We start from the raw sequence: 11,833 nt of genomic DNA, 5'->3' as shown, positions 1-11,833 counted from the left end.
CAAGCCCGAATCCAGGAAGACCTGACCGTCGGTGATGGAAATCACGTTGGTCGGAACGAACGCGGAAACGTCGCCAGCCTGGGTTTCGATGATCGGCAGAGCGGTCAGGGAACCGGTTTTGCCAGTCACTGCGCCGTTGGTGAACTTCTCGACGTACTCTTCCGAAACGCGCGATGCACGCTCCAGCAGACGGGAGTGGAGATAGAACACGTCGCCTGGGTACGCTTCACGTCCTGGTGGACGGCGCAGCAGCAGGGAGATCTGACGGTAGGCAACGGCCTGCTTGGACAGGTCATCGTAAACGATCAGTGCGTCTTCACCGCGGTCACGGAAGAACTCGCCCATGGTGCAACCGGCGTATGGCGCCAGGAATTGCAGTGCGGCGGATTCCGAAGCACTGGCAACAACCACGATGGTGTTGGCCAGGGCGCCGTTTTCTTCCAGCTTGCGAACGATGTTGGCAACGGTGGAACGCTTCTGGCCGACAGCAACATACACACAGAAAATACCGGAGTCTTTCTGGTTGATGATGGCGTCGATGGCCATGGCGGTCTTGCCGATCTGACGGTCACCGATGATCAGCTCGCGCTGGCCACGGCCGACAGGGATCATGGCGTCAACGGACTTGTAGCCAGTCTGTACAGGCTGGTCTACCGACTTACGCCAGATCACGCCTGGAGCTACTTTCTCGACCGCGTCGGTCTGGGTGTTGCCCAGAGGACCTTTGCCGTCGATCGGGTTGCCCAGTGCGTCGACGACGCGACCCAGCAGTTCCTTACCAACCGGAACTTCCAGGATGCGGCCGGTGCACTTGGCGCTCATGCCTTCGGCGAGGGTGTCATAGGCACCCAGGATCACTGCACCTACGGAGTCTTGCTCCAGGTTCAGTGCCATGCCGTAGACGCCGCCCGGGAACTCGATCATTTCGCCGTACATTACGTCGGCCAGACCGTGGATCCGCACGATACCGTCGGAAACCGAAACGACGGTACCTTCGTTACGGGCTTGGGAGCTCACATCGAGGTTGTCGATGCGGCCCTTGATGATTTCACTAATTTCGGAAGGATTGAGTTGCTGCATTGCTCTGCTGCCCCTTCAAACTCAAGATTTCAATGCTTCGGCCAGTTTCGCGATTTTGCCGCGAACAGAGCCATCGATTACCAGGTCACCAGCGCGGATGACGACGCCGCCAATCAGGCTGGCATCCTCCGACGCGTGCAGGCGCACTTCCTGGCCTAACCGTGCACTGAGAACCTTGGCGAGTTTGTCTTGCTGTTCTTGGTTCAACGCGAAGGCACTGGTGACTTCCACGTCCACGGATTTCTCTTGCTCGGCCTTGTACAGGTCGAACAGGGCGGCAATCTCCGGCAGAAGCAGGAGACGGTCGTTTTCCGCGGCAACATGAATGAAATTCTGTGCCTGTGCATTGAACTTGTCACCGCACACGTCAATGAACGTGGCGGCCTTTTCTGCGCTCGTCAGTCGCGGGGCCTTGAGCAGGCGCTGCATGGTGTCGTCTTGCGACACCGCAGCAGCCAGGCCGAGCATGGCTGACCAATTGGCCAGTTGCTGATGGGCCTGGGCATGCTCAAAGGCAGCCTTAGCGTAAGGTCGGGCCAACGTGGTCAGTTCTGCCATGATCGCCCTCGCTTAAATTTCAGCGGCCAGTTTGTTAACCAGCTCCGCATGCGCGTTTTGATCGATTGTGGCGCCAAGGATCTTTTCAGCACCGCCAACGGCCAGAGCACCCACTTGGGCACGCAGGGCGTCTTTAGCGCTGTTCAGTTCCTGTTCGATCTCGGCCAGAGCCTGAGCCTTCACACGGTCAGCTTCGACGCGGGCCTGATCACGGGCTTCCTCGACAAGCTGAGCAGCGCGTTTCTTGCTTTGCTCAATGATTTCGGCTGCCTGTGCTTTAGCTTCACGCAGTTGCTGACCCACTTTCTCTTGGGCCAGCTCCAGGTCGCGAGCTGCGCGGTTGGCAGCGTCCAAGCCGTCAGCAATCTTCTTTTGGCGCTCGTGCAGAGCAGTGATGACCGGAGGCCATACGTACTTCATGCAGAAGAGTACAAAAATCAGAAAAGCAACGGATTGGCCAATCAGGGTTGCATTAATGTTCACGCCAACACCTCGCTCGGTCTTAATTCATACAGCCATCAACTCGTGAATACGAGTGATTAGCCGGCGATCTGACCAACGAACGGATTCGCGAAGGTGAAGAACAGAGCGATACCAACACCGATCATGGTTACGGCGTCGAGCAGACCGGCAACGATGAACATTTTGACCTGCAGCATCGGAACCATTTCAGGCTGACGAGCAGCGCCTTCCAGGAACTTGCCGCCCAGCAGGCCGAAACCAATGGCGGTACCCAGAGCACCCAGGCCGATCAGCAGAGCAACAGCGATAGCGGTCAGACCAACTACAGTTTCCATCTTTCCTCCCGACTTTTACGTCGTATTGGTTAGGTTTTTAGTTTGAAGCGGTAAAACAAATCGTTTGGTACAGCTGCCCTTGCGGACTTTTTAAGCCCTCCCCCCAAACGAGCGGGGAAGGCTATCAGACACGCCAGGCGGTCTTAATGGTTATCTTCGTGAGCCATCGACAGGTAGACGATGGTAAGCATCATGAAGATGAAAGCTTGCAGGGTGATGATCAGGATGTGGAACACAGCCCACGCCCACTGCAGCACCACACCCAGGCCGCTCAGCCAGAGGATGCCGGCGCCGAACATCACCGCGATCAGGATGAACACCAGCTCGCCGGCGTACATGTTGCCGAACAGACGCAGTGCCAGCGAGATCGGCTTGGCGATCAGGGTGACGAATTCCAGCAGGAAGTTGACCGGAATCAGCAGGATCTGCAGGAAGATGTTCTTGCTGCCGAACGGGTGCAGGGTCAGCTCACCGATGAAGCCGCCCAGGCCCTTGACCTTGATGCTGTAGAAGATGATCAGGGCGAACACGCAGAAGGCCATGGCCAGGGTCGCGTTCGGGTCGGTGGTCGACACGGCGCGGAACGGAATGTGCGGGTCACCGGAGATCAGGATGGCCAGCTGAGGAATCCAGTCGACCGGAATCAGGTCGATGGCGTTCATCAGGAATACCCAGACGAAGATGGTCAGCGCCAGCGGTGCAATCACCGGGCTACGGCCGTGGAAGGAGTCCTTCACGCTGCCGTGGACGAAGTCCACCATGACTTCCACGAAGTTCTGCAGAGCGCCAGGCTGACCGGAAGTCGCCTTCTTGGCCGCCATGCGGAAAATGAACAGGAAGATCAGACCCAGCGCTACGGACCAACCGAGGGTGTCCACGTGGAACGCCCAGAAGCCCATTGCCTTGGCTTCTGCAGCCGAATGGGCAAAGCCCCAGCTGCCGTCTGGTAGTTGACCGTAGGTCAGGTTCTGCAAGTGGTGCTGGATATAGCCCGAAGCGGTTTCTGCTGCCATGGTTGCCTCAAACGCCCTAAGGTCTCGAAAGTCTTTTATTCATCAGCAGGGGCGCGAACCAGCTGACCAAAAGGGTCAACACGAAGACGCCGAATACTGCTAACGGCGCCAGTGGCTTCACTCCTGCGAAGGTCAGTGCAAATAGCACTGCCGTCAAAATCATCTTGCCTGCCTCGCCTGCGTAAAACGACTTGACGATGGCCTGTGCCGCTCGGGCCCCGCTGAAGCGAAAAGCCTTCCAGGCGAAATACACATTGGGCAGCCAGGCAATCAAACCTCCGCAAAGGCCTGAATATCCACTGACCGCCCCTTTCCACTGCCACAACACCAAGGTTGCCAGCAGTAGTACGACGAATTGAGCCAGCAGTACCGGAAAAACCGCCCAGCGATGGAAAGGCAAGCGGTTTGGCGTGCGGATTTCCATCACAACTGCTCCTCGGAAGTCGACCAACAAGTCAGTTATGACTTGGCATAATTTGTGCCGACAAAATGCGCGCAGAGTATAGGGGTGGATTAACCCCTATTCAACTCTTGGGTAGTGATTTCCGACTGCGCGCTACAACGGGAATTGTTTCAGCGGATGTGAGCAAGGACGCCCTGCAACTCGTCGAGCGAGTTATAACGAATAACCAACTGGCCTTTTCCCTTGTTGCCATGGCGTATCTGCACGGGCGAGCCCAGGCGCTCTGCAAGCCGCTGTTCAAGGCGCTCGATGTCCGGATCAGGTTTGCTCGGTTCGCCCGGATCAGGCTTGCCGTTGAGCCACTGGCGCACCAGTGCCTCGGTTTGGCGCACGGTGAGGCCACGTGCGACAACATGTCGCGCCCCTTCTTCCTGCCGATCTTCTTCAAGACCGAGCAATGCACGTGCATGACCCATTTCCAGGTCGCCGTGGGCGAGCATGGTCTTGATCGCTTCAGGCAGCGAAATCAAGCGCAGCAAGTTGGCTACGGTGACCCGCGACTTGCCCACGGCATCCGCCACCTGTTGCTGGGTCAGTTCGAACTCCTGCTGCAGGCGCTGCAGGGCCAGGGCCTCTTCCAACGGATTGAGGTCCTCGCGCTGGATGTTCTCGATCAGCGCCATGGCGATGGCAGCTTCGTCCGGCACTTCACGGACCATCGCCGGGATGGTGTCGAGGCCGGCCTGCTGGGTGGCACGCCAGCGGCGCTCACCAGCGATGATCTCGAAGCGGTTGCCGTCGATCGGGCGGACCACGATCGGTTGCATCACGCCATGGCTGCGAATCGAGTGCGCGAGTTCTTCCAGCGCCTCCGGATCCATGTCGCGGCGCGGCTGATACTTGCCACGCTGGATCAGCTCGACCGGCAGGTGTTGCAGTTCTTTCTGGTCGATCTTCACAGCCTGCTCTTCGAGCGCGCTGACGGAAGGACCACTGAGCAGTGCATCCAACCCACGTCCGAGACCCCGTTTCTTAACGGCCATGCGGATTCCTTAAGTTGTTTGTGCAGTGCGTGATTGACGGCGTTGACGGCGAACCAGTTCCCCGGCCAGGGCCAAGTAGGCAAGCGCGCCACGCGATTGCTTGTCGTACGCCAGCGCCGGCATGCCGAAGCTCGGTGCCTCCGCCAGGCGGATGTTGCGCGGAATGACCGTGTCGTACAGCTGCTCGCCGAAGTGCTCCTTGAGCTGCGCCGAAACATCGTTGTTCAGGCTCAGGCGCGGGTCGAACATGGTGCGCAGCAGACCTTCGATCTTCAGCTGCGGATTCAGACGGGCGGCGATGCGCTTGATGTTATCCACAAGGTCGCTGAGACCTTCCAGTGCGTAGTACTCGCACTGCATCGGGATGATCACGCCATCGGAAGCGACCAGGGCGTTCAGCGTCAGCATGGACAACGACGGCGGGCAGTCGATCAGGATGTAGTCGTAGTTCTCGCGGATCGGCGCCAGGGCATTGCGCAGGCGGCTCTCCTTGACCTGCATTTCCAGCAGCACCACTTCCGCGGCGGTCAGGTCGCGGTTGGCCGGCAGCAGTTGGAAGCCGCCGTGCTCGGAGTAGTGCATGGCCTGGGCAAGGTCGCATTCGCCGATCAGCAGGTCATAGACCGAATGCTCGAGTTCGTGTTTGTCCACACCGCTGCCCATGGTGGCGTTGCCCTGCGGATCGAGGTCGATCAGCAGCACACGACGCTTGGTCGCGGCCAGCGATGCTGCAAGATTGATACAGGTGGTGGTCTTGCCCACTCCACCTTTCTGGTTCGCGATTGCGAATACCTTAGCCATTGGTGCGTGTGTTCCCAGTCATGCCTTGCGGCGCAGTATCAGCAGATGGCGCTGGCCCTGGCAACCTGGAACGGTCAGGGCCTGTTCGCTTTCCACTGTGAAGTCTGCGGGCAATGCTACCAGTTCATCGGCAGGATGCAGCCCCTTCATTGCAAGCCATTGCGTCCCGGTGTCGCCCAAGTGGCGGGTCCAGTTGGTGAAGTTCTCCATGCTGCTGAAGGCGCGGGAGATGATGCCGCTGAACGGCTGCGCGGGCTGGAAGGCCTCGACCCGGCTGTGGATAACCGTGAGGTTGTCCAGTTTCAGCTCCATTTTCACCTGGGTCAGAAAACGCGTCTTCTTGCCATTGGCATCCAGCACCGTCACCTGTTTGTGCGGATGCAGGATAGCCAAGGGAATACCCGGCATGCCACCGCCACTGCCGACATCCAGCCAGCTTTCGCGGTCGTTGTGGATAAACGTCATGACACTGAGACTGTCGAGCAGGTGGCGCGACACCATCTCGTCCGGGTCACGCACGGCGGTGAGGTTGTAGGCTTTGTTCCACTTGATCAACAGGGCCAGGTAGCCCAGCAGCGATTCGTGCTGCTGCGCGGTCAACTCGATGCCGAGCTGGCGCGCGCCTGTGGACAACTCTTCTGCGTGCTGCGGGGTGACCAGGGAACTCAAGCGCTTTGCTCCAATTCGCGGCCAGCGCCGCGTTTTTTCAGATGAATCAGCAACAGGGAAATCGCCGCCGGCGTGACGCCGGGGATGCGTGAAGCCTGGCCCAGGGTTTCCGGGCGGGTCTGCCCCAGCTTGCTCTGGATTTCCTTGGACAGGCCGGAAATCGTGGTGTAGTCGATATCCACAGGCAAGCGGGTGTCTTCGCTGGCACGCAGGCGGGCGATTTCATCCTGCTGGCGGTCGATGTAGCCGGCGTACTTGGTCTTGATCTCGACCTGTTCGGCCACCTGTGGGTCGATGACATCACCGCCGGTCGCTTCAATCAGCCCGGCGTAGTCGATTTCCGGACGGGCGAGCAGGTTCAGCAGGCTGTACTCGTGGCTCAGCGGGGTACCGAACTTATCCACAACGGCCTGGCCCTGCGGGGTATTCGGGCGTACCCAGGTCGACTTCAGGCGCTGTTCCTCACGCTCGATGCCGTCGCGCTTGGCACAGAACGCGGCCCAGCGCGCGTCGTCGATCAGGCCCAGTTCACGGCCTTTTTCGGTCAGGCGCAGGTCGGCGTTGTCTTCGCGCAGGATCAGCCGGTACTCGGCACGCGAAGTGAACATGCGGTAGGGCTCCTGGGTACCCAGGGTAATCAGGTCGTCGACCAGTACGCCGATGTAGGCCTCGTCACGCCGTGGGCACCAGCTTTCACGGCCCTGCGCGCGCAGCGCGGCGTTGGTCCCGGCCAGCAGGCCCTGAGCACCGGCTTCTTCGTAACCGGTAGTGCCGTTGATCTGGCCAGCGAAGTACAGGCCGCCGATGACCTTGGTCTCCAGGCTGTACTTCAGGTCACGCGGGTCGAAGTAGTCGTACTCGATGGCGTAGCCCGGGCGCACGATGTGGGCATTTTCCATACCGCGGATCGAGCGGACCAGCTCCAGCTGCACGTCGAACGGCAGCGAAGTGGAAATTCCGTTGGGGTACAGCTCATGGGTGGTCAGGCCTTCCGGCTCGATGAACACCTGGTGGCTTTCCTTGTCGGCGAAGCGGTGGATCTTGTCTTCGATCGACGGGCAATAGCGCGGGCCCACGCCTTCGATCACGCCGGAGTACATCGGCGAACGGTCGAGGTTCGAGGCGATGATCTCGTGGGTGCGCGAATTGGTGTGGGTGATCCAGCAGCTGACCTGACGCGGGTGCATCTGCGCATTGCCCATGAAGGACATTACCGGGATTGGGGTGTCGCCCGGTTGTTCGGTCATCACCGAGAAATCCACCGAGCGCCCGTCGATACGCGGTGGCGTGCCGGTTTTCAGTCGGCCGACGCGCAGCGGCAGTTCACGCATGCGGTGAGCCAGGGCGATCGAAGGTGGATCACCGGCGCGGCCACCGGAATGGTTCTGCAGGCCAATGTGGATAAGGCCACCGAGGAAGGTACCGGTGGTCAATACCACTTGTTCGGCGAAAAAGCGCAGGCCCATTTGCGTGACCACGCCTTTGACCTGGTCCTGCTCGACGATCAGGTCGTCGCACGACTGCTGGAATATCCACAGGTTCGGCTGGTTTTCCAGGATCTCGCGCACCACCGCCTTGTAGATGGCGCGGTCTGCCTGTGCACGGGTGGCGCGTACGGCCGGCCCCTTGCGGTTGTTCAGGACGCGGAACTGGATACCGCTCTTGTCGGTAGCCAATGCCATGGCGCCGCCGAGCGCATCGATCTCTTTGACCAGATGGCTTTTGCCAATACCGCCGATGGCGGGGTTGCAACTCATGTGACCGAGGGTTTCCACGTTGTGGGTCAGCAGCAGGGTTTTCACACCCATGCGTGCAGACGCAAGCGCAGCCTCGGTACCGGCATGGCCGCCGCCGATGACGATCACTTCAAAACGGGAAGGGAAATCCACCACGCACCTCGTGCCTGTTTTTGCGAATAGAGAAGGTAAGCCGACAAGTATAGGGACTTCCCCCCCTCTAAAGAAACCTTTTGCGCAAATTTTGACCAGCTGTGGATGAGTGGCAGACAACAGAAATCAAAGAAGAGAAATTTAAAAAAGCTTTGTTTTTATGTTTATTCTTATGCACACACTTATCTGTGGATAAGGTTCTGTACGCCATATAATCCGCTGTGTAGAGAGAAATTAAACCCTGTGTCTGGAGTGCCTTGAGGGTTCTGGATAACGTCGTTTAGCCTGTGGATGAAATGCCTATTTACCCACAGGCCACTTTGTCCTCAGAAAAAAAGCCTGCTTATCAACTGAGCTGAAGGTGAGTTTTCCACAGGGCTCCTGCAGGCAAAAAAAAGCCGCTCCCTGTAGGAGCGGCCTTGGTCTTGCAGGTTGTGGACTACTTGCCGATGCAGAAACTGGAGAAAATCCTGCCCAGCAGGTCGTCGGAACTGAACGCGCCGGTGATTTCGCCCAGGGCCTGTTGTGCCTGGCGCAGGTCTTCAGCCAACAGCTCACCAGCGCCAGCCAGGGTCAATTGGGCGCGACCGTGCTCCAGGTGGTCACTGGCCTGGCGCAGTGCATCCAGGTGGCGCCTGCGTGCGCTGAAGCCGCTCTCCGCGGTCTGCTCGTAGCCCATGCAGGCCTTGAGGTGGTCGCGCAGCAGCTGCAGGCCCTGGTCGTCGCCCTTGGCGCTCAGGGTAAGCGTCACATGGCCGTCGTCGCACTGTTCCAGCCCTACTCGCTCGCCACTGAGGTCAGCCTTGTTACGAATCAGCGTGACCTTGGCAGGGTCAGGACGCTGGTCCAGGAACTCCGGCCACAGCGCAAATGGGTCGCTGGCTTCGGGAGCGGTGGAGTCCACCACCAGCAACACACGGTCAGCTTCGCCAATGGCCTTGAGCGCCCGTTCCACGCCGATTTTTTCCACATGGTCATCGGTATCACGCAGACCGGCGGTGTCGACCACGTGCAGCGGCATGCCATCGATGTGGATATGTTCGCGGAGGATGTCCCGGGTGGTGCCTGCGATATCGGTGACGATCGCCGCTTCACGGCCAGCCAGTGTATTGAGCAGGCTCGACTTGCCCGCATTGGGCCTGCCTGCGATCACCACCGTCATGCCGTCACGCAGCAAGGCACCCTGCCCAGCTTCGCGCTGCACTGTGGACAACTCGCTGCGCACGGTATCGAGCATCGACAGCACATGGCCGTCAGCCAGGAAGTCGATTTCCTCCTCCGGGAAGTCGATGGCGGCCTCGACGTAGATTCGCAACGCAATCAGCGCTTCGGTCAGGCTGTGCACACGCTTGGAAAATTCCCCCTGCAGCGAACGCAAGGCATTGCGCGCGGCCTGGCTGGAGCTGGCTTCGATGAGATCGGCGATGGCTTCGGCCTGGGCAAGGTCGAGCTTGTCGTTGAGAAATGCACGCTCGCTGAACTCGCCGGGGCGAGCCAGACGGCAACCGACTTGTACACAGCGCTGCAGGAGCATGTCCAGGACCACCGGACCACCATGGCCCTGAAGCTCGAGCACGTCTTCGCCGGTAAACGAGTTGGGGCCCGGGAAGAACAGCGCAATGCCTTCATCCAGCACCAGCCCCTGCTCGTCGCGGAACGGCCCGTAGTGGGCATGGCGCGGCGTCAACGTGCGGCCGGTGATGAGTTGACCGGCCTTGGCCGCCAGTGGCCCGGACAGGCGGACGATGCCTACGCCGCCGCGGCCTTGGGCGGTAGCGATGGCGACGATGGTTTCACGCACAGTGTTCATGCTCGAAAGCCTCTACGACAAAAACGACAGATAGCAAAAACGCCCCCGAAGGGGCGTTTTTATTCACAGGCTAGCGCAGTAGCCCGTCAAGCAGCAGCTTTTTTGGTCGCTGCTTCGATACGGCGGGTGATGTACCACTGCTGCGAAATCGACAGGCAGTTGTTCACAACCCAGTACAGCACCAGACCGGCTGGGAACCACAGGAAGAAGAAGGTGAAGATGATCGGCATCATTTTCATCACCTTGGCCTGCATCGGATCCGGCGGCGTCGGGTTCAGGCGCTGCTGGATGAACATGGTGGCGCCCATGATGATCGGCAGGATGAAGAACGGATCCTTGATCGACAGGTCGGTGATCCACAGCATCCATGGGGCCTGACGCATCTCGACGCTTTCCAGCAGTACCCAGTACAGGGCCAGGAATACCGGCATCTGCACCAGGATCGGCAAGCAGCCACCCAGCGGGTTGATCTTCTCTTTCTTGTACAGCTCCATCATCGCCTGGGACATCTTCTGGCGATCGTCACCGAAGCGTTCCTTCAGTGCGGCAAGCTTCGGCGCCACGGCACGCATGCGCGCCATCGAGCGGTAGCTGGCAGCCGACAGCGGGAAGAACAGACCCTTGATGAGCATGGTCAGGACAATGATCGACCAGCCCCAGTTACCCAGCAGGCTGTGGATATGTTGCAGCAGCCAGAAGATCGGCTGGGCGATGAACCACAGGAAGCCGTAGTCGACGGTCAGTTCCAGGCCTGGGGACAATTCCTTGAGCTTGGACTGAATCTTCGGACCGGCGTACAGCATGGCGCTGGTTTCGACCTTGCCGCCAGCAGGTACGCTGATGGTTGGGCCGGTGTAGCCGATGATGTAGTTGCCTTGGCTGTCCTTGCGGGTCTGGACGACGTTGTTGTCCGACTTGGCAGGGATCCAGGCAGTCACGAAGTAGTGCTGCAGCCAGGCGACCCAGCCGCCGGACACATTTTCTTTCAAACTGCCTTTGTCGATGTCTTTCATCGACACTTTCTTGTACGGCTCGCCCGCTGTCCACAGGGCAGCGCCCAGGTAGGTCGCGGTGCCGGTAGCAGTGCTCGAAGACGGATCGCCGCTGGCGTCACGCTTGAGCTGGGCAAACATGTTGCCGTTCCAGGCCTGGCCGCTCTGGTTGTCGATCAGGTAGCTGACGTTCAGGTCGTACTCACCGCGCTTGAAGCTGAAGCGCTTGATGTAGTTCACACCGTTGTCGCTGAACTTCAGGTCGACCACCAGTTGTTGCTGGCCATCAGCCATCTGGTAGGACTTTTGTTCGGCGGCGTACAGAGGACGGCCAGTGGAACGGGCATCCGGGCCGTTGGCGCCGGTCAGACCGCTCTGGGCCAGGTACACCCGCTCACCACCGTTGTCGAACAGCTGGAACGGAATGTTCGGATGGTCCTGACGGCGTGGGTACTTCGGCAGGTTCAGCTGGACGATGTCACCACCGACTGGATCGATAGCCAGTTCCAGGACATCGGTCTTGACCCGGATCAGATCCTTGCTGAGTGCAACGGGTGCCAGCTCGGCAGGGGTCGACTCGGCGTTGGCGCTCGGAACATCGGCGCTGGCGCCGTTGTTAGCGGCCGGTACGCCATCAGGCAGGCCCGGAGCAACAGTGCTGGCAGCAGTATTCTGAGTCGGCAAGGCAGCCTGCCCGTAGTCATCGTTCCACTTCAGGACCATGACGTAGGACACGATTGCCAGGGCGGCGATCAGGATCGTGCGTTTAATATCCATG

The 11,833-nt window shown here is 59.6% G+C and carries 11 protein-coding genes and 1 pseudogene; all 12 read right to left on the bottom strand.

The genetic code is table 11. From position 1 onward, the window contains the following. Window positions 1-1,080: pseudogene (atpA, locus tag ACIPZB_RS00795) on the bottom strand (F0F1 ATP synthase subunit alpha); the annotation flags it as partial. A 21-nt stretch (window positions 1,081-1,101) separates the two neighbouring features. Further along, window positions 1,102-1,638: a F0F1 ATP synthase subunit delta gene (locus ACIPZB_RS00790; protein ID WP_003253191.1), complete on the bottom strand. Its 537-nt coding sequence runs from the start codon at window positions 1,636-1,638 to the stop codon at window positions 1,102-1,104. 12 nt (window positions 1,639-1,650) lie between these two features. Continuing rightward, complete coding sequence (locus tag ACIPZB_RS00785; RefSeq protein WP_008092228.1) at window positions 1,651-2,121, bottom strand: F0F1 ATP synthase subunit B; 471 nt, start codon at window positions 2,119-2,121, stop codon at window positions 1,651-1,653. 56 nt (window positions 2,122-2,177) lie between these two features. Further along, window positions 2,178-2,435: a F0F1 ATP synthase subunit C gene (gene atpE / locus ACIPZB_RS00780; RefSeq protein ID WP_003097235.1), complete on the bottom strand. Its 258-nt coding sequence runs from the start codon at window positions 2,433-2,435 to the stop codon at window positions 2,178-2,180. Window positions 2,436-2,578: 143 nt separating this feature from the next. Next, window positions 2,579-3,448 (bottom strand): F0F1 ATP synthase subunit A, encoded by an 870-nt coding sequence (atpB, locus tag ACIPZB_RS00775; RefSeq protein ID WP_400638626.1) that lies wholly within the window; start codon window positions 3,446-3,448, stop codon window positions 2,579-2,581. Window positions 3,449-3,464: 16 nt separating this feature from the next. Then, complete coding sequence (locus ACIPZB_RS00770) at window positions 3,465-3,872, bottom strand: F0F1 ATP synthase subunit I (RefSeq protein ID WP_008092225.1); 408 nt, start codon at window positions 3,870-3,872, stop codon at window positions 3,465-3,467. Window positions 3,873-4,021: 149 nt separating this feature from the next. Next, window positions 4,022-4,894 (bottom strand): ParB/RepB/Spo0J family partition protein, encoded by an 873-nt coding sequence (locus ACIPZB_RS00765; protein WP_400638625.1) that lies wholly within the window; start codon window positions 4,892-4,894, stop codon window positions 4,022-4,024. Window positions 4,895-4,903: 9 nt separating this feature from the next. Beyond that, the gene (locus tag ACIPZB_RS00760; RefSeq protein WP_008092220.1) at window positions 4,904-5,695 is read right to left on the bottom strand and encodes a ParA family protein; all 792 of its coding nucleotides are present in this window, start codon (window positions 5,693-5,695) and stop codon (window positions 4,904-4,906) included. Between the two features lie 18 nt (window positions 5,696-5,713). Further along, window positions 5,714-6,364 (bottom strand): 16S rRNA (guanine(527)-N(7))-methyltransferase RsmG, encoded by a 651-nt coding sequence (gene rsmG, locus ACIPZB_RS00755; RefSeq protein WP_008092218.1) that lies wholly within the window; start codon window positions 6,362-6,364, stop codon window positions 5,714-5,716. Then, complete coding sequence (gene mnmG, locus ACIPZB_RS00750) at window positions 6,361-8,253, bottom strand: tRNA uridine-5-carboxymethylaminomethyl(34) synthesis enzyme MnmG (RefSeq protein WP_400638624.1); 1,893 nt, start codon at window positions 8,251-8,253, stop codon at window positions 6,361-6,363. The genes rsmG and mnmG overlap by 4 nt, the downstream gene beginning before the upstream one ends. Window positions 8,254-8,692: 439 nt before the next feature. Next, window positions 8,693-10,063 (bottom strand): tRNA uridine-5-carboxymethylaminomethyl(34) synthesis GTPase MnmE, encoded by a 1,371-nt coding sequence (mnmE, locus tag ACIPZB_RS00745; RefSeq protein WP_400638623.1) that lies wholly within the window; start codon window positions 10,061-10,063, stop codon window positions 8,693-8,695. Window positions 10,064-10,149: 86 nt separating this feature from the next. Continuing rightward, the gene (yidC, locus tag ACIPZB_RS00740) at window positions 10,150-11,832 is read right to left on the bottom strand and encodes a membrane protein insertase YidC (RefSeq protein ID WP_400638622.1); all 1,683 of its coding nucleotides are present in this window, start codon (window positions 11,830-11,832) and stop codon (window positions 10,150-10,152) included. Window position 11,833: the final 1 nt, after the last annotated feature.

The organism is Pseudomonas sp. NPDC089396 (assembly GCF_044749545.1).
Lineage (GTDB): Bacteria > Pseudomonadota > Gammaproteobacteria > Pseudomonadales > Pseudomonadaceae > Aquipseudomonas.
This window is presented reverse-complemented; position numbering and strand designations above follow the sequence as displayed.